Genomic DNA, 20612 nt, shown 5'->3' on the forward strand with positions numbered 1-20612 from the left:
TTATTTTTTGCCGAAAGACAGTCCGGCGAAACGCGAATTGAAGCGCGAAAGCCGTCCGCCGCGGTCGAGCAATTGCTGCGAACCGCCGGTCCATGCCGGATGAGTTTTGGGATCGATGTCGAGGTGCATCGTGTCTCCCTCGGCGCCATAGGTGGAGCGGGTCAAAAACTCCGTCCCGTCAGTCATGACGATCTTAATCAGATGATATTGGGGATGAATATCGGCTTTCATCGGCAAATTCCTTCAAAACACCTTCGGCCAGGGAGGCTCAACCAAGGCCGGTCAAAAACGTCGCCGAGAGCGCAATCGAGGCTCATAACTCGTCGGTCATGACTGGAGAACCCGCCCTATACTCCACTCGCCTCGTTGTTACAAGACCGGGCGGCGGAAGCTTTACTCATGCGGCGCGATTGTGTACCGCTGAATGCGCCCCGGCGCATGCGCCGGGCTTATTTTTTGCAATGCGCGCTCGGGTCAAATTCGATCCGGCGAAGCTTGGAGCGAAACAGATCCATGGCGAATGTGGTGGTGGTCGGCGCTCAGTGGGGCGACGAGGGCAAAGGCAAGATCGTCGACTGGCTGTCGCTCGAGGCCGACATCGTGGTGCGCTTCCAGGGCGGCCATAATGCAGGTCATACGCTGGTCATCGGCAATCAGGTCTATAAATTGGCGCTGCTTCCCTCCGGCATCGTCCGCCCCGGCAAGCTTTCGATCATCGGCAATGGCGTCGTGCTCGATCCGCACCATCTCGTCGAGGAAATCGCCAAGCTTGCGGCGCAGGGCGTGACGGTTTCTCCGGACAATTTGAAGATCGCCGACAATGTCACGCTGATTCTGGCGCTCCACCGCGAACTCGACGCCCATCGTGAATCCTCCAGCAACGAAGGCCTCAAGATAGGCACCACCAAGCGCGGCATTGGTCCAGCCTATGAGGATAAAGTCGGCCGCCGCGCAATTCGGCTGATGGACCTCGCCGAACCGCAGTCGCTGGACGAAAAGATCGGCCGCCTCCTCGCCCATCACGATCCGCTCCGGCGCGGCCTTGGGCTTGAGCCGATCACCGCCGCCTCGATCCGCGCCGAACTCGCCGCGGTCGCGCCCAAGGTTCTGCCCTTCATGGATGCGACATGGGATCTGCTTGAGCGCGCTCGGCGCGAGGGCAAGCGCATTTTATTTGAGGGCGCGCAGGGCGCTCTCCTTGATATCGATCACGGCACCTATCCTTTCGTCACCTCTTCCAACACGGTCGCCGCCAACGCCGCGACCGGATCGGGCCTTGGCCCAAAGGCGATCGGCTATGTGCTCGGCATCGCCAAAGCCTATACGACGCGCGTAGGCGGTGGACCCTTTCCGACTGAGCTCAACGATGAGACAGGCCAGCGAATGGGCGACAGGGGCCATGAATTTGGAACCAATACCGGGAGGCGCAGGCGTTGCGGCTGGTTTGATGCGGTTCTCGTGCGGCAAGCCGTAAAGACCTCGGGAATCGACGGGATCGCGCTGACGAAGCTCGACATTCTCGACGGCTTTGCGGAAATCAAGGTTTGCGTTGGCTATCATCTTGATGGTCAGCGCATTAACCGGTTTCCGGCGAGTCAGGCGGCGCAGGCGCGAGTCGAGCCGATCTACGAGACGATCGAGGGCTGGGAGGGCACAACCGCCGGAGCGCGCTCCTGGGCGCAGCTTCCGGCGCAGGCGATCAAATATGTGCGCCGAATCGAGGAGCTGATCGAGGCGCCGGTGGCGCTGCTCTCGACGAGTCCAGAGCGCGCCGATACTATCCTCGTGCACAATCCTTTCCGGGACTGAGGTCGCCTTTCCGGGACTGAGGCCGGGGCGCCGTGGCGGCGAAGCCGCGGACGGGTAGACACCCTAATGATATAAGCATGTTGCGGGATTGACGGATGATCCCTGGAATGGTCTGAACGCGGAATGGCTGACTATTATCCGCTGCTCGCCAAGGCTGTCGCGGGCCTGCCGAACTCAACGCCGGACACGCGTCGGGCGATCTATGATCGCGCTCGCAATGCGCTGCTCGGGCAGCTGCGTCGTCTCGAGCCGCCCGTCCCGGAAGCGGATGTCGAGCGTGAAAGCGGGGCTTTAGAGGTTGCGGTCGCGCGCCTTGAAGCCGAATTGGCGCCCCCGCCCGAAGCCCAAACCGAACAAGTCGTCGCGCCTGAGCCGCCCCCGGGGCCTGCCAGCAAGGTTGAGCCAACTCGGAAGGCCGCCGACGCTCCCGAGCCTCCGCCTGAAATTCGTTCGGTCGCGCCCGTTGCGAGCGATGAGCCGCCGGCGCAGACGCCGCAGGGAGCGCCCGCGGCCGGGACTCCCGTCGCCGAATCAGCCGTCCCCAATCCCGCCGCCGCCAACATACGCAGACGAGTTGGCGCAGCAGCCTCGCCGCCGGCGCGTCCGCCTCAGTTCTTCAAGGTGCAGCGCGAGAGGACGCCGGGGATTCCGCCGTCTCCGACCCTTCGCGTGTCGCCGTCGTCGCGTCCCTATGAAGCGCCGGCGCCAGAGAAACCTGCGGAGAGTCCAGTCGCGCCGGCATCAAGCGGCGAAATACCCGTTTCTCCAGAATTGCGCTTCCGAGAGCGCAGCTCGGGTGACTCTGATTCAAATGTTCGCGAGCCTGTCGCCGAAGAGCGCCCCCCGACGCTTCTGACAACAACAACGGACGCTGACGAAGCGGCCACTGAAATGGCGAATGCGGCGAGCCGGCAAAATTTTGGTCAGGCAGCCGGGACGCGCCTCGATGCGCAACGTCCTTTCGCCCCGCGCCCGGCGCGAGATCGCGCGGCGCCTAAACGGCTCTGGATCGTCGGCTTCGTCGTCGGCCTCCTCGTCCTTTTCGTCGCGGTTGCGGCCTTTGAGTTGCGGGATCGGCCCGAGGATCTGCGCCAGAAAGCCGCCACGCCGATCATAGCTCCCGACGCCGCCGTGAACGGAAAGATTGTGGATCGCATCGGCGGCGTTGGAGCGGAGCCAGAGGGGACGGCGGCTTCGGCGACCTCTGAAAGCGCAGGCGTCTCCGACGATCAAGCAGCGAAGAGCGCGGCGCCCCCGGCTGAGCCGCCGGCCGCCGTCTCGCGCCGCGCGGCACTCCTCGTCGAAGCGCCGGAAGAGCAATCCAAGGTGAAGACTTATCTTGGGGCAGTCGTCTGGAAGGTCGATAATGTTAGCAATGGGCCGGGCGAGCCGCTGAGCACTGCGGTTCACGCCGAGATCGACATTCCCGAGGAACAATTGCGGGCGGAGATGACGTTCCAAAAGAACTTCGACAGCACTTTGCCGGCCTCGCATACGATGAAACTGCAATTCACTGAGCCCCAAGGCGGCCCCTTGGGCAATGTCCAGCAGATCAGCGTGCCGCAGATGCGGCGCGAAGACAGCGCCACAGGAGACGGCCTCGTCGGCGTTCCGGTTCCGATAACGGAGAATTCCTTTCTTGTCGGCTTGAGCCGGGGAACCGCCGAGGCGGCCAATCTCGATCTTATAAAGTCGCGGGAATGGATCGATGTGCCGATGCTTCTGAGCAATGGCAAAATCGCGAAGCTGACCTTTGAGAAAGGCCCGCCCGGGCAGCGCGCGTTGAATGACGCATTGGCGGCCTGGCAGAATCAATAGCCTCACCTGATTTTCAGCGATCGGGCTCTATCCGACTGTTTCAGGCTCTATCGCTTGTCGAAAGCTTCGACTTCGGCATTGATCCGCGCGGCCAAATTGCGCAGTTCCGCCTCGGGGAGCGCGCCGGCGAGGGCATATTTGGCGTTGTTTTGCCGCCAAACGATCGCAGCGGAGCTGGCGGGGGAGCTGGACGAAGCGCGCCCGGCCGCGTGGAAGCCGGGTGCGCCACTCCCTTCATCGCGCTCGGCGCAGAGGCCGACCGGGGAATCATCGTTCTTGGCGTAGAAAAAACAGAACATGCCGCCGGCGGGACCGGGCGCGACGCGGACGCCGACCAGCGTCAGGCCGGCCGCTGAAAGATTTGGCACGACCAGCGCGGCCTGACTTGGCTGGCGGCTTAGCGGCGCGATCCCCGCCGCATTCGCAGGCTTTTGCGGCGCGAATGCTAGAAGAGCCGATTGCGTGCGCTGGACGAAAATATCGTCGGCGGCAGGGGCAGCCGTGTCCAGAGCGCCAGCGGTCGGCAGGTGGGAGCGATCGAAAAAAATCCATGCGCCGAGAGTCGCGGCGATCATTCCGCCGGCGAAAGCGCCGATGAGCCAGCGCGCCTGCCGACGATCGCGCCAGAATTTAACGACAGCGGAGGCCCAAATCTTGGTTCGGGCAGCATCGTTTTGACTCTGTTCCTCGCCGCCCGACAAAAGCCGGCTCGCCAAGATGTTTTTCGCCGCGGGCGGAGGGAGCGAGGCGAAGGACAGGGCGGGTTCGCCTTCGACCCGCGCGAAAGCGGCGCGGATGATTTCGTTTTGGCGCCGCCAACTCTCGACCCGCGCGGCGTCAACTGGCGAGGAGGCGAGAAAGTCGGCGATGGCCGCGCGGCGCTCTCCCTCGATTTCGCCATCGACGAAGCCGTGCAGCTCTTCATCGCTAACGGGGGGCACGGTGCCGCTCACGCCGACGGACTTTCTATTTGACCAGCCGCAAATGGGGGGGACGCGCTTTGGCTTTACGCCCTGGGGCTGATTCTTGCAGAGCCTGACTCATGCGCTCCCGCGCGCGGGACAGGCGCGCGATCAGGATAGGACGCGAAACTTTAAGGATTCGTGCCGCCTGCGCATAAGTAAATCCTTCCAAAGCGATCAGCAAAAAGGCCTCTTTCTCCTCAAGCTTAAGTCCGCAGAGCGCGCAGGAAAGCTTATCGCGGGGCGAAAGAAGGTTCGGGATTTTCTCGGGGGAGTGCAAGGTCCGCGCGCGCAGGCTCCCATCCGCCAAAGCGCTCGAGCCCCGGCTCGGCGCGCGGAAACTTGGTCCCCGCAGCAAATCGCGATGCATCTCGATCAGCAGAGAATAAACATCCGCGTCGGGGTCTGAAGTCGTGCCGACAGGCTCAAGCTCCGGCGCGCGGAGTAGGGCCGCGCGGACGAGATCGTCAGCGGCGTCGCTGGCGCCGGGGTGGGAAGCGACAAGCGCGCGGGCGTAACGGCGAAGCCGCGATCCACGCAAATCCAAATCCTCTCGCAAACTCACTTTCGCGCTCCGTCGTCAGCGCTTCCCGGCCGATCGTGCGGCCACCTCCCCAAAAAAATATATTAGTGCGCGCCGGGCTTCCTGCCTACGGGAGAAGCAAAATTTTACCGCCTGCAGAGTCCCCTTTTTGCGCCTTCCTTGTCCGCATAACTTGCGTTAAGTCCGCAGAGTCCTTAAACGCGGCTGATGCAGCGGCCGTTCCAATCGATCGCATCCCTCTTTTTTCTGATCCGGATCGAGAATGACGCAACCGGAAACCATGACGCCTCGCCTGAAGACTTCTGGAATCCTCGCTGGTAAACGCGGCCTTGTCATGGGGCTCGCGAATAATCGGTCAATCGCCTGGGGCATCGCCAAAGCGGCCCATGAAGCGGGCGCCGAACTTGCCTTTACTTTTCAGGGCGAATCGCTGGAAAAGAGAGTGCGACCCCTGGCGCTGGAGGTCGACGGCAAGGTTCTTGGCCATTGCGACGTGACCGAATCCGCAAGTCTCGACGCGGTGTTCGCCGAGGTGGAGCGCATTTGGGGCTCCCTCGATTTCGTCGTCCATTGCGTGGCTTTCTCCGACAAGGATCAATTGACGGGCCGCTATGTCGATACCACGGCGGAAAATTTCAGCAATTCGCTGTTGATTTCCTGTTATTCGTTCACGGCGGTGGCGCAACGCGCCGAAAAACTGATGCGCAAGGGCGGCTCGATGCTAACCCTGACCTATTACGGCGCAGAAAAATGGATGCCGCATTATAATGTGATGGGCGTCGCCAAGGCCGCGCTTGAGGCCAGCGTGCGCTACCTCGCCGCCGATCTCGGCGCGCAGAATATCAGGATCAATGCGATTTCGGCGGGTCCGATCAAGACGCTCGCGGCTTCGGGGATCGGCGATTTCCGCTACATCCTGAAATGGAACGAATATAACGCGCCGCTGCGCCGCTCGGTGACAATCCAGGAAGTCGGCGAAAGCGCCGTCTTTCTATTGTCGCCAATGGCGCGCGGCATCACTGGCGAAATCCTCCATGTCGATGCCGGCTATCATGTCGTCGGCATGAAAAATCCGGCGGCGCCCGACATAGCGGCGCTTGGGAAAGACTAGCCGGTCCTATGAAAAGCCGGCGGGGCATGTCTCTTCACGCTTGGCGTTCATCCTCCATTCAAGCTAGGTTCATAGGCTAGACGATGGAAAAGCCGAAACTCGAGCCAGCGCTTCGTCCGGTTGATCGGCTTGCAATCGAACAGGCCCTCTCGGGCGGCTCCCGACCGTTTTCATTGGACTTGGGGGCCTTCGGGGCCGAACGAAACGCTTCGCATGAAACAATGCGTACAATCCAAAGCCAGGAAATTTTATAGATTTCCATGCCATATGAGCGAGTCCGAGCGCGATAACTCAAACGGGATTAGACATGTCGCGTGATTTGGCGACCGCAGCGGCTTTTCAGACGGAAGGCCCGAGTTCCGATTCGGGGCGCGGTCCAAGCGCCATTTTGCGCGGTCTTCGCCAGCCGGAGCTGATTCGCGACGAATTGCTCTGCGAAATTTTTGCCGCCGCCGTCGCAGCGAATCCAGACGCCGTCGCGATGGTGACGCGCGAGGGCAGCTTTACCTACGCAGATGTCGACGCCAAGGCGGAGGCGATTGCGCGGGGTCTCATTCGCAAAGGTCTGCGCCCCGGCGATGTCGCGGGCCTCTGGATGGCGCGGGGCCATGACCTCCTGATCGCCCAGATCGCCATCGCCAAAACGGGAGCCGCCTGGCTGCCTTTCGATGGCGATGCCCCGGTTGAGCGCATCGCAGTGTGTCTCAGCGACGCCGAAGCCAAAGGCATCGTGGTTTCGGATGATTTCGCCCGAAAGCTCGAAGGCGCCGCCCCCTGTTCGATCTGGGCTGCTCACGATCTCATCGATGCGTCGGACACAACCAAAATCGACGTCCGCGCGCTCGGCGCGACGCCGCAAAGCGCGGCCTATCTCATCTACACCTCGGGCTCGACCGGAACGCCCAAAGGCATCGTAATTTCCGGGCGCAATATTTGCCATTATCTGCGCTCCGCCAATGAAGTGTACGGCCTCTGCGCCAGCGACGTCGTTTTCCAGGGCGCGTCGGTCGCCTTCGACCTCTCGATGGAGGAAATCTGGCTCCCCTATCTGGTCGGCGCGACGCTTTTCGTCGCGACCGCGGATATCTTGGGGGAGGCCGAGAAACTGCCCGAAATCATGGAGGCCAATCGCGTCAGCGTGCTCGACACGGTGCCGACTTTGCTCGCGCTGCTGCCGCGCGATGTCGCCACTCTGCGCGTGATCATTCTTGGCGGCGAGGCCTGCCCGCCGGCGATCGCCAACCGCTGGTGCAAGCCCTCGCGCAAGATCTTCAATTCCTATGGTCCGACGGAGGCGACAGTCGTCGCGACAGTCGCGGAAGTAACGCCCGGAGCCCCGGTCACCATCGGGCGGCCGATTCCGAATTACTCCTGTTATGTCGCCGATGATCGGCTCAATCTCGTTGAGTCAGGCGTCGAAGGCGAACTGCTCATCGGCGGTCCCGGCGTCACCGCAGGCTATTTGCGCCGTGAGGAACTGAGCGCCGAGAAATTTATCGCCAATCCGTTCCTCTCCGCCGGCGTTGCGGGCCAAGCGAGTGACCCGACGCTCTACCGTTCCGGCGACGCGGTGGCGATCGACGCTAACGGCGACCTGCTGTTTCGCGGCCGGATCGATGATCAGGTCAAGGTGCGCGGCTTTCGCGTTGAACTCGGCGAGATCGAATCAAAGCTTGGCGATCTGCCGGGCGTCGCCAACGCCGCCGTCATATTGCGCACGGACGACGGGATCGAGCAGCTCGTCGCCTTCATCGTTCCAACGGCGGGAGCGGCGATCGAGACCCGCGCAATGCGCAATGGCCTTCGCGCGCATTTGCCGGCCTATATGCTTCCATCGCGTTTCGAGACGATCGAAAGCTTGCCCAAATTGTCGTCCGGCAAAGTCGATCGCAAGAGCTTGAAACTCCTCGCTCTCTCCGCCAGCGATCCCGTCGAAGAACAAGAAGACCCCCGCACGCCGACCGAAGCGAGCTTGCTCGCCGCGGCCAAGGCTGTTTTGCCGCCGCAGCCGATTCCTTTCGACGCGGATTTTTTTACCGATCTTGGCGGACACTCCCTGTTGGCGGCGCGGTTTATCTCGCTCGTCCGGCAGACGCCGGCGCTGGCGCGCATCACCTTGCAGGATGTCTACGGCGCGCGCTCGCTGCGGGCCATTGGCGAACTCCTTGACCGGAAATGGGCCCACATGGCGGAGGTCGAGGATCTGTCCTTTACGCCGCCGCCCCTGTTGCGACGCTTCTTTTGCGGGCTTGCCCAGGCGGCGGCCCTGCCGATCATCCTCGGGCTCGTGACCGCCCAATGGCTCGGCGTTTTCGTCAGCTACATGCTGCTGACCGGCGCGGACGCGAGCATCGGCGAGGAAATCATCTCGCTCATCGGCGTCTATATGTTCATCAACATCGCGACGGTCGCCATCGTCATCGGCGCGAAATGGCTGATCATCGGACGCACCAAACCTGGCCGCTATCCCTTATGGGGCGTCTATTATTTTCGCTGGTGGCTGGTTAGGCGCTTCATCGGCTTGGTCCATATCAAATGGTTCCAGGGTTCGCCCTTCATGCGGTTTTATCTCGCCGCGCTGGGAGCGAAAATCGGCAAAGACGCGATCATCGGCGAGGTCGATGCAGGCGCAATCGATCTGATTTCGATTGGCGCTGGGGCCAGCATTGGTTCGATCGCCAATCTGGCCAACGCTCGCGTCGAAGGCAATGAACTCGTCATCGGCTCGATCGACATCGGCGCCGAGGCCTATATCGGCTCCTCTTGCGTCATCGAGGAAGATGTCGTCATCGGGCGCGGAGCCGAAATGGGCGACCTTACGGCGATTGGGGCGGGAAGCCGCCTCGGGGCGTGGGAAGTCTGGGACGGCTCGCCGGCGCGCAAGGTCGGCATGGTCGATCGCGCCGAGCTTGACGCTCCCTCGGTTGCGTCCGGAGCCCGCAAATTCGGCATGGGAATTGTTTATCTGGCGCTGCTTCTGGCCATACCGCCGCTTGGCCTGCTGCCGATTTTTCCGGCCTTTTGGGTATTCGACAAGATCGACGACGTGATCGGCGTCGCCGATGTCGATCGCACGCTGTACATGGCCTCGATACCGGTCATGGCCTGGCCGACTGCGTTCGTAATGGTTCTCGTCACCGTAGGCTTCATCGCCGTCTGCAGATGGGTGATCTTGCCGCGCGTGCGCGAGGGGGTCTATTCGGTTCATTCCTGGTTCTATTTGCGCAAATGGGCGGTGACGCTCGCCACCGAGATCACGCTCGAGACGCTGTCATCGCTTTACGCGACCGTTTATATGCGCACCTGGTATCGGCTGATGGGCGCCAAGATCGGCAAGGACGCCGAGATTTCGACGAATCTGTCCGGACGTTACGATCTGGTCGAGATCGGCGAGAAGAATTTCATCGCCGATGAAGTCGTTCTAGGCGATGAAGAAGTTCGCAACGGCTGGATGACGCTCAAGCGAGTTAAGACGGGCCCGCGCGTCTTCGTCGGCAATAGCGCCGTCGTTCCGACCGGCGCCGATATCCCCGCCAACGCCCTGATCGGCATCAAGTCAAAGCCGCCGGCGAATCATCTGATGCATGAGGGCGACACCTGGTTTGGCTCGCCCCCGATCAAATTGCCGGTGCGGCAGAAATTCGACGCGGGCGGCGCCAATTGGACCTATGAAGCGCCGGCTTGGAAGAAATTCGCGCGCGCCTGCTTTGAGGCCGTGACGATTTCGATGCCGACCATGCTGTTCATCACCTTCGGCACTTGGGCGGTGGAATGGTTCAGCAAAAGCGTCCTTGACGGCGAATATTTCGATGTCGCCGTGCTGTTCATATTGTCCTCGGTCATGATCTGCGTCGCCCTGACGGTCGTTGTTATCGTCCTGAAATGGCTTACGATGGGGCGTTATGAGCCGATGGTTAAACCGATGTGGTCATGGTGGGCGATGCGCACTGAGGCGGTCGCCGTGATCTACTGGGGCATGGCGGGGAAGGTCCTGCTCGATCATCTGCGCGGCACGCCCTTTCTTCCCTGGCTGATGCGCCTGTTCGGCACTAGGTTCGGCAAGGGCGTCTATATGGACATGACCGACATCACCGAGTTCGACTGCGTGACGGTCGGGGATTTTGCCTCTCTCAACGCGCTTTGCGCTTTGCAGACGCATCTTTATGAGGATCGCGTGATGAAGGTCGGCAAGGTTTTTGTCGGCAAGGGCGTCACCATCGGCGCGGGTTCGACGGTTCTTTATGATACTGAGGTGTCCGATTACGCCCGGCTTGGGCCGCTAACCCTGGTCATGAAGGGCGAACAGATTCCGGCTCATTCGGAATGGGCCGGAGCGCCGGCGGAGCCGAAGGCCGCGTCGGAGCGGATTGTCGAGAAGGCCGCCTGATCCATCGCCGCGTTTGCGATCAGGCCGACTGGTCAAGCCGCCGCCGCAATGCGGCGAAGACATCGCGAAACATCTGCGGCGTCAAAACGCCAGTGTTCGTGTTGTAGCGAGAGCAATGATAGCTGTCGAAAAGATTGATCGGCTTTCCATCCCTTCGCGGCCGATTCCCTCGCGGAGGCAAGGCGTGTTCGGCCCCATGGGCGAACGGAAATGCCGATAGTTTGCCGCCAAAGGCGCGGACAACGGAATCATGCGCTATCCGGCCCAATGCGACGATGGCGGAAAGCTGTCCTGCGGTTTCGATCGTCGCGCCGAGAAATGTGCGACAGGTGGTTATTTCCTGCGGCGTCGGCTTGTTCTGCGGCGGGACGCAGCGGACCGCATTGGTGATGGCGCAGCCTTTGAGGCACAGGCCATCGTCCGCGCGGGCCTGATAAATTCCTTCGGCGAAGCCGAATTCGATCAGCGTCGTATAAAGCAGATCACCGGCATAATCGCCCGTAAAGGGGCGGCCGGTTCTGTTAGCGCCGCGGAGGCCAGGCGCTAGCCCGACGATGAGGACAGCGGCTTGGTCTGATCCGAAGGTCGGGACCGGCGCATTGCGCCATGCAGGCTCGGCGATTCGGTTAGCCTCGCGAAAGGCAGCAAGACGCGGGCAGAGCTGACACGCGAAATCAGGATCGCGCCGGCTCTCCCGAGCTTCCTCGCCCGCCGCAATCGCTGTTTGGCTCAATCCAGGTGGTCGTCAGTCAATTCAGGATCGAAATGGCCGGCCGGCGCGGGCCGCCGGTCTTGGATCTTTTGCGGGCGCTCCGTGCGTTCGCCAGAATCGCGGCCGATTTTTGCAGCGAGGTGAATAATGTCGATAAATTCATCGGCTTGACGGCGGAGCTCATCCGCGACCATCGCTGGCTGCGTCGTGTTTGTGGACACGACCGAAACCCGAACGCCTTTGCGTTGCACCGCTTCGACCAGCGACCGAAAGTCGCCATCGCCGGAAAAGAGAACCATATGGTCGAGATGTTCCGCCATTTCCATCGCGTCAACCGCAAGCTCGATATCCATGTTTCCCTTGACCTTGCGCCGGCCGAGCGAATCCACGAATTCTTTTGTTGGCTTGGTGACAACCGCATAGCCATTATAGTCGAGCCAATCGACGAGCGGTCGAATTGACGAATACTCCTGATCCTCGACAAGCGCAGTATAATAATACGCCCTTATCAGCTTGCCGCGGCTTTGGAATTCCTTCAGAAGACGCTTGTAATCAATATCAAAACCTAAAGACTTTGCAGTCGCGTACAGGTTCGCGCCGTCAATGAAGAGGCCAATTCGCTCTTGGTCAGCCATATATATATCTCTTTAGAAACATTGTTTCTGCTCTTTCGACATATGATTTCCGCTAGGATAGGAGCAAGAACATAGAACTCCTGAGCAGATAAAACCCAATTAAACGCCGTACGCGTCCGGCGCCACCTAATTTGGCCTGATGTAAACAACCCGCCGCCGCGTGAAGAGTTCCAACAAAGTGTAATAAAAAGTGACAATTAAGGTCATCACTAACAGCCAACCTTAATTACAGGCTCGTCTGTTAAATCATCTTGCTAACAGTCACTTGTTGAAACTCCGTTTTCCTCATAGCCGGCAATAGTTGCCCGTCGCCGGCTAACCCCTATCAATATTTTGTCGAGGCTTGCAGTTGGAATCTAATTCCATGTCACAGTCTCGAATTCAAGAATTCAGGTAAATGTCGCTTATGAAAACGACAAAATCGCGTCAAAAGTGAGCGAAGTATCGTTACAAACGTAAAATGGCGCTAAGCCCGCCTTTGAGCTTGCCAGCGAGGCTAATTAAAGGATAAGTCAGCATAATCCGAGATTAGATCTTTTGAACAAGGAACGAGCGCTCTATGGCCCGCGTCACCGTTGAAGATTGCGTCGATAAAGTTGAAAATCGTTTTGAACTGGTTCTCATCGCCAGTCATCGGGCGCGCTTGATCGCGTCCGGCGGCCAAATCACTGTCGAACGCGATAATGACAAGAACCCGGTTATCGCTCTGCGCGAGATCGCCGACGCCACTCAGGCGCCGGAAGATCTAAAGGAAGACTTCATCCAGTCTTTGCAGAAGCACGTCGAAGTGGACGAGCCCGAAGCCGAAGCCGTTCCGGCGCTGGCTTCAGGGCCCGAAGAGTCCCTTTCCGGCGGCGGCATGGACATCCAATTCGATCGCATGACCGAAGAGGATCTCCTGCGCGGCCTCGAGGGGCTGGTGCCTCCGGCTGAAACCGAAGACGAGGGCGATTAAGCGCAATCGTTTCTATTTGACGCGATTGCGCCTTGCAACCCGTTGTTTTTGCGCCTGATCCCGCGCTAAAGTTGGCGAACGCGCCGGGATCATCGCCATGCGGCGCGGCGCTTCAGCCGCGGTCGGGGTAAGGGATAAGCGCCGGGCGATGGTCCGGCGACTCTATTGGTTCGCCTTGCCGCCGGTGGCGGGCGGCCATCGCGCCTCGGGCGGACATGGCGTCAAAACAAAAACTTGACGCCGCAGTTTGATGTTTCCGTCGAAGCCAAGAAATGCTCTAAGAAAAACTGTGCTTTGACGTCGCATTCCGCGGATTTGCCCATTTGGAAAGCGGAGCCGCTGCGGACCTTGATTGATCCGGGACCCCATTAGGGCAGGCGGCGCCGATTTTGCGGGGCGGCGCATGCTCCTAGAGGTGGCTTCAGGCGGCGGATCGATCTAAACCATGATGCGGCAATATGAACTCGTCGACCGTGTGCGGCGCTATAATCCGCAAGCCGACGAAGTGCTGCTCAATCGGGCGTATGTCTATGCGATGAAGGCGCACGGCGCGCAGAAGCGCGCCTCTGGCGACCCCTATTTTTCGCATCCTCTCGAAGTCGCCGCGATCCTCACAGACATGAAGCTCGACGACGCGACCATAGTCGCCGCCGTCCTGCACGACACGATTGAGGACACTGATTCGACGCGGGAGGAAATCGACCGGATTTTCGGTTCCGATATCGGTCGTTTGGTCGATGGGCTGACCAAACTCAAGAGGCTGGACCTCGTCTCCAAACGCGCGGCGCATGCCGAGAACTTCCGCAAACTGCTGCTGGCGATCGCCGAGGACGTCCGCGTGCTTCTGGTCAAGCTCGCCGATCGGCTGCACAACATGCGCACGCTGCATTTCGTCGCCCCGGACAAACGGGCGAGAATCGCCGAGGAGACGTTGGACATTTACGCACCCCTGGCCGGCCGTATGGGCATGCAGAGGATGCGCGACGAATTGGAGGATCTGGCCTTCCGGCATCTGATGCCGGACGCCTATGCGATGATCGAGACGCGGCTTGAGGGCCTGCGTCAGAAGAATGGCAAGATCATCGCGACGATTGAGAAAGAGCTGGCGGATGAATTCGCCGAGCGCGGCATCGAGGCCAATGTCGAGGGGCGCCAAAAGCGGCCTTACTCGGTTTGGCGCAAGATGGAGCGCAAATCGATCGCTTTTGAGCAGCTATCCGACATCTTCGGTTTTAGGGTGGTGGTTCCAAGCGTCGAGGATTGCTATCGCGTGGTTGGGGTCGTGCATACCAAATGGGCGGTCGTGCCGGGCCGCTTTAAGGATTATATCTCGACGCCAAAGCAGAACGACTATCAATCGATCCATACGACTGTGGTGGGTCCGGGGCGCCAGCGGGCCGAGCTCCAGGTGCGAACGGCGGCGATGCAGGACATCGCCAGCAACGGCATCGCCGCCCATGCGCTTTATAAAGATGGGCGCGTCGCCAATCGTGAAACCTTGACCAATGAGAGCCGCGCCTATCAATGGCTGCGCCGGACGATTGCGCTTCTCGCCGAGGGCGATACCCCCGAGGAGTTTCTGGAGCACACTAAGCTTGAGCTGTTTCATGATCAGGTTTTTTGCTTTACCCCCAAGGGTCGGTTGATCGCTTTGCCTCGCGGCGCGACGCCGATCGATTTCGCCTATGCGGTGCACACGGATGTCGGCAATTCCGCCGTCGGGGCCAAAATCAATGGCCTGCACGCGCCCTTGCTGTCGGAATTGCAGAATGGCGATGAAGTCGAGATCGCTCGGGCCGAGGGGCAGACGCCGCCAGCCGTTTGGGAGACCCTGGTAATTACTGGCAAGGCGCGTTCGGCGATCCGGCGGGCGACCCGCGACGCCGTGCGGGCGCAATATGCCGGTCTAGGGCGGCAGATTGTGACGCGCGCCTTCGAGCGGGCCGGGAAACCCTACGCGGAAGAGAAGCTTAAAGCCGTACTGCCCCGTCTTGCTCGCGCCAATGTCGAGGATGTTCTCGCCGCCGTCGGCCGCGGCGAAATGTTCTCCGGCGATGTGGTGAAGGCGGTCTATCCGGAGTTCATGGAGGAGCGTAAGACGACGGTCCCGGCCCGTCCGAGGGGCGAGGCGGGCTGGTTCGGCATGAAAAAGGGGGCGAGCCTCGTATTCAAGATTCCCGGCGAAGGGAGCGAGGAGCAAAAGCGCAATTCAATTCCGATCCGCGGCCTGCAGGGAGATCTGCCAGTGCGGTTCGCGCCCAACGGCGGCGCCGTGCCGGGCGACCGCATCGTCGGCATTCTGACTCCGGGGGAGGGCATTACGATCTATCCGATCCAGTCCCCAGATCTCACCGCCTTCGACGAACAGCCCGAACGTTGGCTTGACGTCCGCTGGGACATCGAAGAGGGAAGGCATAATTTTTTTCCGGCGCGGATCGTCATAACGGCGATCAACGAACCGGGGGCCTTGGGGATGATCTCGACAGTGATCGGCGATCATGCCGCCAACATCGACAACATCGTCTTCAGACCCCTTTCCGCCGACTTTCGCGAAATGACCATCGACATTGAGGTCAATGATTTGAAGCATCTGAACGCCATCATTTCAAATTTACGGTCCCGGCCTGTGGTCAGCAAGGTCGAACGGGTGAACGGATAATGGCCGCGCGTCGCCTGCGCCTTGGCGTTAATGTCGATCACGTCGCAACCCTGCGCAACGCGCGGGGCGGCGGCTTTCCCGATCCCGTCCGCGCCGCGCTGCTGGCGATTGAGGCTGGGGCCGACGGCATCACGGCGCATCTCCGCGAGGATCGCCGGCATATTCGCGATGATGATATGGCCCGGCTGAAGCAAAAGATCTCAAAGCCGCTCAACTTCGAGATGGCGGCGACCGATGAAATGGTCGCTATTGCGATCGATACGCGGCCGCACGCCTGCTGCCTCGTGCCGGAAAAACGCAGCGAGCGCACCACCGAAGGCGGCCTCGACGTCATGGGCGGCCATGATCATTTGAAAATCGTCGCGGCGGAGTTGGCCAAGGCCGGGGTGCGGGTCTCGCTGTTCATCGAGCCCGGACCCGATGCCGTAAAGGCGGCGCGCTCCATCGGTGCGCCCGTGGTTGAATTGCATACCGGCTCCTGGTGCGACGCGCTTGCGCATGGCGAGGCGGCGAACGCAGAGCGCGAGTTTGGGCGGATCAGAGCTGCGGCTGCGCTGGCCAAGGATCTCGGGATCGAATGCCACGCCGGCCACGGCCTTGATTTTTCAAGCGCGGAAACGATCTCGGCCGTGCCGGAAATTGTCGAATTGAACATCGGCCATTATCTCATCGCCGAAGCGATCTTTGTTGGTCTTGGACCGGCGATTGCAAAAATGCGGGCGGCGATGGACGCGGGCCGGGCGCTCGCGGTTTGAATTGCGGCCTCCCTTTCAGATCGGGCGGATGTCTCTGAATGATCATCGGTTTTGGCAACGATCTTTGCGATATCCGCCGCATTGAAGATTCCCTGGCGCGCTTTGGCGAGCGCTTCACGCGGCGCGTTTTCACCGAGGTCGAGCGCCAGAAATCGGATGGCCAGGCGTCGCGCGCCGCATCCTACGCCAAGCGCTTCGCGGCGAAGGAGGCTTGCGCCAAGGCGCTGGGCACTGGGCTGCGCTTCGGCGTCGCCTGGCGCGAGATGGGGGTCGTCAATTTGGCGTCCGGCCAACCGACCTTGGTCTTGACCGGCGGCGCTGCGGCGCGGCTTGCAATCCTGACCCCGCGGGCCTGTCGAGCGGTCATCCATCTGACGCTGACCGACGAATATCCTTTAGCGCAAGCGCAAGTAATCATTGAGGCGCTCGAAGATCCGGATGCCGTCCTGCTAGGGACGGATTCGGGGATTTTCGAGGCGTGAGCGTGCGACGTTCGGTTAATCGAGAATAATCGCTTTATTCTAAGCGATTATGCTCCCTGTCTGCTTATTTCACAGGGCGGCGCGGCTCGAAAAGTCTGCAACTTTCCGAGATCATGCCTTAGGCGCCCTATACCGCAGTTTCGCCGCATGGTAATGAGCGAAACTTCCGGCTCAAGCGGCTGCAGTCCCGGACCCTTTTTTGCGATCAATCGCATCGTCGAAAACGCATTACCCGTTCATTTTGCCGCAGTTGCAGGCGAACCGGCGTCGCATGCGCATGAAATTGCTCTAGAGAGAAGATACGAGATGACAGAACCAGTGCGGTTAGACAGGAAAGGCGTTGATGCTAAGCAGCGCGCCAAGGAAGGCGGCCTCGGCGAGACTGTGAAAGTCATCGTCCAGGCCCTGCTGATCGCGCTCGTTATTCGCACCTTCCTGTTTCAGCCGTTCAACATTCCATCCGGATCGATGATTCCGACGCTTCTGATCGGCGATTATCTGTTCGTCTCGAAATACGCCTATGGCTATTCGAAGCATTCGTTTCCCTTCAGCCCGGACCTTTTTAACGGCCGCATTCTGTCCTCGCCGCCAAAGCGCGGCGACGTCGTGGTGTTCAAACTGCCGCGCGACGGTCAGACGGATTACATCAAGCGCGTGATCGGCCTTCCCGGCGACAAGGTGCAGATGAAGGAAGGCCGCCTATACATCAACGGCGAAATCGTCGAGCGCGAGCCGATTGCGAAGGCTCATACCGAGGATTTCTATGGTCGCGAAACGGATGTTCCGACCTATGAAGAAACCTTGCCCGGCGGGGTCAAGCATACGATCATAGAAATCCAGGGCGACAGCGGCTTCAACGACAATACGCAAGTCTACGAGGTGCCCCCTGGAAATTATTTCATGATGGGCGATAATCGCGACAATTCCACTGACAGCCGGGTTTCGCCCGATCAGGGCGGCGTCGGCTTCGTGCCGATCGCGAATCTGGTCGGCCGGGCGGAATTGATCTTCTTCTCAGTCGGCAAGGGCGAGCCGGCCTGGGCGTTCTGGGAGTGGCCCTGGACGGTGCGTTGGGACCGGATGCTGAAACCCGTAAAATAGATGACTCGGCTAAAGCCAGACTTAAGCGCGCTCGAAGCCCGCATTGGGCATGTCTTTGCGGACGGCAGCCTTGTCGCCGCGGCGCTGACTCATGTGAGCGCCGCAACAGTCGGCAAACATGAGACCTATCAAAGGCTGGAATTTCTCGGCGACCGCGTGCTCGGCCTCGTCATCGCCGAAATGCTGTATGAGGCCTTTCCGAAGGCCGACGAGGGGGAGCTTTCGCGCCGCCTCGCCGATCTTGTGCGCAAAGAGAGTTGCGCGGAAGTTGCGTTCGAATGGGGCGCGCAGGCTTTCGCCCGGCTCGGCGAAAGCGAAAAGCAGACGCAGGCCGTGAAGACGGCGATCCTTGGCGATCTTTGCGAGTCGATCATCGGCGCGGTTTTCCTCGACGCCGGCTATGAGGCCGCAAGAAGCGTCGTCAAGGCTGCGTTCGAGCCGCGCATGCGCTCGCCGCGCCGGCCGTTGCGCGATCCGAAGACCGCTTTGCAGGAATGGGCGCAGGCGCGGGGGCTGGCGCCGCCGCTCTACCGCGAGATCGGGCGCTCAGGTCCAGATCACGCGCCGGAATTCACCATTTGCGTTGAAGTGCCGGGCTATCCCCGGGCCGAAGCTAAAGGGTTCGCCAAGCGGCTCGCCGAACAGGCCGCCGCAGCCGGTTTTATGGCGCGCGAGAAAATCATCGATCAAGGCGACCAAAAGGGCGTAGCGTGAACGTAGATAATGATGCTGGCGAGCCGGTTGAAACAAGCTGCGGCTTTGTCGCCCTGATCGGCGCGCCCAATGCCGGAAAATCGACGCTCATCAATCAACTCGTCGGGGCCAAAGTCTCGATCGTTTCGCGCAAGGTGCAGACCACCCGCACCCTGGTGCGCGGCATCGCGATTGAGGGCGCGGCCCAAATCATTTTCGTCGATACGCCGGGGATTTTTGCGCCGAAGCGCAGGCTCGACCGCGCCATGGTGACCTCAGCATGGGGCGGGGCGGGGGATGCCGATGCCGTCGCCTTGCTGGTTGATGCGCGCAGAGGCGTCGATGATGAGGTGGAGGCGATTCTGGCGCGACTGCCGCAAGTCGGCGGCGTCAAGATTCTCGTCCTCAACAAGATCGATACGGTGGAGCCGCCAAAACTTCTCGAGCTCGCCGCCAAGCTCAACGCCGAATTGTCTTTCGCGGACACGTTCATGATCTCGGCTCTGCGCGGCCATGGCGTGCCGAAACTCCGGCAGCAGCTTGGCGCCCTGATGCGGCCAGGACCCTGGCTCTATCCGGAGGATCAGATTTCCGACGCGCCGTTGCGCTCGCTCGCCGCGGAAATTACGCGCGAAAAGATCTTTGAGCGCCTGCACGATGAATTGCCTTACCAATCCACTGTCGAGACGGAACAGTGGAAAGACATGCCCGATGGATCGGCGCGGATCGAGCAGACCATTTACGTCATGCGCGAGGGTCACAAGAAAATTGTCATCGGCGAAGGCGGCCGCACGATCAAGGCGATCGGCATGGAGGCGCGCAAGGACATCATGGAGGCGACCGAACAGAAAGTGCATCTGTTTCTCTTCGTCAAAGTGCGCGAGAATTGGGCCGACGATCCCGAACGCTACCGCGAGATGGGGCTCGATTTCCCGAAACAGTGAGTTTTCCTCAGCCGCTATCGGCGCCAACTCAACTTGAGCGCGATCCTGAGCGGATTTATGCTACGCAATCGATCGCTTCAGATTCCAAGTTCCTCCAGCTTCCAAAAGTCCATTTGATGACAATCGCCAGCATGACCGGCTTCGCCCGGGTCGCGGGAGGCGCCGGCGTCTATAGCTGGGCCTGGGAGCTCAAATCCGTCAACGCCAAAGGCCTTGATGCGCGGCTTCGGCTGCCGGCCGCCTTCGATGCGATAGAACCGGAGGCGCGGCGGCGGGTCATCGAAAAGCTGGCGCGTGGAACGGTTTATGCCACTCTATCCGCGCAGAGAGCGGCCATGAGCCCGGAAATCCGCATCAATCAGGAGCTATTGAGCAAGCTCGTCGCGGCGGTAGGGGCGATCGATCTCCCTGACGGGCTCAAGCCCGCGAGTCTTGACGGTCTTCTTTCTATTCGGGGGGTGATCGAGGTCGCCGATGCAACCGAAGGCGAAGCCGAGGCGGCGGAGGCGCATGTCGGTGCCCTCCGGGATCTCGACGCGGCGCTCGAGGCGTTGCTCGCGATGCGGCGGAGCGAGGGCGAGGCGCTGGCTTTCGTGCTGCGCGCCCGGCTGCACAATATCGCGGCGCTGACCGAGGCGGCCGAGGCTTGCCCGGCGCGCAAGCCTGAGGCGATCAAGGCGCGCCTCGCGCAATCAATCGCGGCGCTTGCCGATAATGCGCATTTCGATCCAAACCGGCTGCATCAGGAAGCCTTGATGCTGGCCGCCAAGGCCGACGTCCGGGAGGAGCTGGATCGGTTGGCGGCGCACGTCAAAGCTGCGCGGGACTTGCTGGCGTCCGGCGGGGCGATCGGCCGCAGGCTGGACTTTCTGGCGCAAGAACTTGGGCGGGAGGCCAATACGCTCTGCGCCAAATCGAATGACGCGAGTTTGACCGCCATTGGCCTCGAATTGCGCGCGGAAATAGAGCAGTTTCGCGAGCAGATTCAGAATATCGAGTAGCGCCATGCAGCCAGATCATGATCTCACGGAGCGCCGTTTTTGGA

The 20612-nt window shown here is 60.7% G+C and carries 18 protein-coding genes; 13 read left to right on the forward strand and 5 right to left on the reverse strand.

Annotated elements, in window-relative coordinates; all coding sequences use genetic code 11:
• Positions 1-231 carry a 50S ribosomal protein L31 gene (rpmE, locus tag WDN46_09670; GenBank protein ID MEJ0093688.1) on the reverse strand — a complete coding sequence of 77 codons (231 nt, stop codon included), beginning with the start codon at positions 229-231 and terminating at the stop codon, positions 1-3.
• Between the two features lie 282 nt (positions 232-513).
• On the opposite strand from rpmE, the gene WDN46_09675 reads away from it, so the two are divergent.
• Positions 514-1809 (forward strand): adenylosuccinate synthase, encoded by a 1296-nt coding sequence (locus WDN46_09675; protein ID MEJ0093689.1) that lies wholly within the window; start codon positions 514-516, stop codon positions 1807-1809.
• 123 nt (positions 1810-1932) lie between these two features.
• On the forward strand, positions 1933-3627 hold the full coding sequence (locus WDN46_09680; protein ID MEJ0093690.1) for a hypothetical protein: 1695 nt from the start codon (positions 1933-1935) through the stop codon (positions 3625-3627).
• A gap of 47 nt (positions 3628-3674) precedes the next feature.
• Here WDN46_09680 and WDN46_09685 read toward each other — a convergent pair whose 3' ends face one another.
• Together WDN46_09685 and WDN46_09690 are read right to left on the reverse strand one after the other, a co-directional pair.
• Positions 3675-4580 carry a hypothetical protein gene (locus tag WDN46_09685; protein ID MEJ0093691.1) on the reverse strand — a complete coding sequence of 302 codons (906 nt, stop codon included), beginning with the start codon at positions 4578-4580 and terminating at the stop codon, positions 3675-3677.
• A gap of 13 nt (positions 4581-4593) precedes the next feature.
• Entirely contained in the window at positions 4594-5154 is a 561-nt protein-coding gene (locus WDN46_09690) for a sigma factor-like helix-turn-helix DNA-binding protein (GenBank protein MEJ0093692.1), read from the reverse strand.
• Positions 5155-5395: 241 nt separating this feature from the next.
• Between WDN46_09690 and fabI the strand changes: the two genes are divergently transcribed.
• Both fabI and WDN46_09700 read left to right on the forward strand, forming a co-directional pair.
• A complete protein-coding gene (gene fabI / locus WDN46_09695; protein ID MEJ0093693.1) occupies positions 5396-6244 on the forward strand; it encodes an enoyl-ACP reductase FabI in 849 nt (282 codons plus the stop codon).
• 307 nt (positions 6245-6551) lie between these two features.
• Positions 6552-10631, forward strand: coding sequence for a Pls/PosA family non-ribosomal peptide synthetase (locus WDN46_09700; protein ID MEJ0093694.1), 4080 nt, complete (start codon positions 6552-6554; stop codon positions 10629-10631).
• 19 nt (positions 10632-10650) lie between these two features.
• Here the strand turns inward: WDN46_09700 and WDN46_09705 are convergent, their stop codons facing one another.
• A complete protein-coding gene (locus WDN46_09705; GenBank protein ID MEJ0093695.1) occupies positions 10651-11364 on the reverse strand; it encodes a uracil-DNA glycosylase in 714 nt (237 codons plus the stop codon).
• Positions 11361-11978, reverse strand: coding sequence for an NYN domain-containing protein (locus WDN46_09710; protein ID MEJ0093696.1), 618 nt, complete (start codon positions 11976-11978; stop codon positions 11361-11363). Before WDN46_09710 ends, WDN46_09705 begins: the two co-directional genes overlap by 4 nt.
• A 559-nt stretch (positions 11979-12537) precedes the next feature.
• On the opposite strand from WDN46_09710, the gene rpoZ reads away from it, so the two are divergent.
• The 9 genes from rpoZ (at position 12538) to WDN46_09755 (ending at position 20568) form a co-directional block, all read left to right on the forward strand.
• Positions 12538-12933 (forward strand): DNA-directed RNA polymerase subunit omega, encoded by a 396-nt coding sequence (rpoZ, locus tag WDN46_09715; GenBank protein ID MEJ0093697.1) that lies wholly within the window; start codon positions 12538-12540, stop codon positions 12931-12933.
• Between the two features lie 97 nt (positions 12934-13030).
• Positions 13031-13171, forward strand: coding sequence for a hypothetical protein (locus WDN46_09720; protein MEJ0093698.1), 141 nt, complete (start codon positions 13031-13033; stop codon positions 13169-13171).
• A gap of 207 nt (positions 13172-13378) precedes the next feature.
• Positions 13379-15592, forward strand: a complete 2214-nt coding sequence (locus WDN46_09725) for a bifunctional (p)ppGpp synthetase/guanosine-3',5'-bis(diphosphate) 3'-pyrophosphohydrolase (protein MEJ0093699.1) — start codon at positions 13379-13381, stop codon at positions 15590-15592.
• Positions 15592-16347, forward strand: coding sequence for a pyridoxine 5'-phosphate synthase (locus WDN46_09730; protein MEJ0093700.1), 756 nt, complete (start codon positions 15592-15594; stop codon positions 16345-16347). Before WDN46_09725 ends, WDN46_09730 begins: the two co-directional genes overlap by 1 nt.
• 38 nt (positions 16348-16385) lie before the next feature.
• Entirely contained in the window at positions 16386-16829 is a 444-nt protein-coding gene (acpS, locus tag WDN46_09735) for a holo-ACP synthase (GenBank protein MEJ0093701.1), read from the forward strand.
• Positions 16830-17135: 306 nt separating this feature from the next.
• Positions 17136-17930: a signal peptidase I gene (gene lepB / locus WDN46_09740; GenBank protein MEJ0093702.1), complete on the forward strand. Its 795-nt coding sequence runs from the start codon at positions 17136-17138 to the stop codon at positions 17928-17930.
• Entirely contained in the window at positions 17931-18644 is a 714-nt protein-coding gene (gene rnc, locus WDN46_09745; protein MEJ0093703.1) for a ribonuclease III, read from the forward strand. It begins immediately after the preceding gene.
• A complete protein-coding gene (gene era / locus WDN46_09750; protein MEJ0093704.1) occupies positions 18641-19567 on the forward strand; it encodes a GTPase Era in 927 nt (308 codons plus the stop codon). The genes rnc and era overlap by 4 nt, the downstream gene beginning before the upstream one ends.
• Positions 19568-19683: 116 nt before the next feature.
• A complete protein-coding gene (locus WDN46_09755; GenBank protein MEJ0093705.1) occupies positions 19684-20568 on the forward strand; it encodes a YicC/YloC family endoribonuclease in 885 nt (294 codons plus the stop codon).
• Positions 20569-20612 lie beyond the last annotated feature (44 nt).

Source organism: Methylocella sp., assembly GCA_037200525.1.
Lineage (GTDB): Bacteria > Pseudomonadota > Alphaproteobacteria > Rhizobiales > Beijerinckiaceae > Methylocapsa.

Coding starts and splice junctions, on each gene's coding strand:
- rpmE (MEJ0093688.1), bottom strand. CDS start 231: ATGAAAGCCGATATTCATCCCCAATATCATCTGATTAAGATCGTCATG.
- WDN46_09675 (MEJ0093689.1), top strand. CDS start 514: ATGGCGAATGTGGTGGTGGTCGGCGCTCAGTGGGGCGACGAGGGCAAA.
- WDN46_09680 (MEJ0093690.1), top strand. CDS start 1,933: ATGGCTGACTATTATCCGCTGCTCGCCAAGGCTGTCGCGGGCCTGCCG.
- fabI (MEJ0093693.1), top strand. CDS start 5,396: ATGACGCAACCGGAAACCATGACGCCTCGCCTGAAGACTTCTGGAATC.
- WDN46_09700 (MEJ0093694.1), top strand. CDS start 6,552: ATGTCGCGTGATTTGGCGACCGCAGCGGCTTTTCAGACGGAAGGCCCG.
- WDN46_09710 (MEJ0093696.1), bottom strand. CDS start 11,978: ATGGCTGACCAAGAGCGAATTGGCCTCTTCATTGACGGCGCGAACCTG.
- rpoZ (MEJ0093697.1), top strand. CDS start 12,538: ATGGCCCGCGTCACCGTTGAAGATTGCGTCGATAAAGTTGAAAATCGT.
- WDN46_09720 (MEJ0093698.1), top strand. CDS start 13,031: ATGCGGCGCGGCGCTTCAGCCGCGGTCGGGGTAAGGGATAAGCGCCGG.
- WDN46_09725 (MEJ0093699.1), top strand. CDS start 13,379: ATGATGCGGCAATATGAACTCGTCGACCGTGTGCGGCGCTATAATCCG.
- WDN46_09730 (MEJ0093700.1), top strand. CDS start 15,592: ATGGCCGCGCGTCGCCTGCGCCTTGGCGTTAATGTCGATCACGTCGCA.
- acpS (MEJ0093701.1), top strand. CDS start 16,386: ATGATCATCGGTTTTGGCAACGATCTTTGCGATATCCGCCGCATTGAA.
- lepB (MEJ0093702.1), top strand. CDS start 17,136: ATGACAGAACCAGTGCGGTTAGACAGGAAAGGCGTTGATGCTAAGCAG.
- rnc (MEJ0093703.1), top strand. CDS start 17,931: ATGACTCGGCTAAAGCCAGACTTAAGCGCGCTCGAAGCCCGCATTGGG.
- WDN46_09755 (MEJ0093705.1), top strand. CDS start 19,684: ATGACAATCGCCAGCATGACCGGCTTCGCCCGGGTCGCGGGAGGCGCC.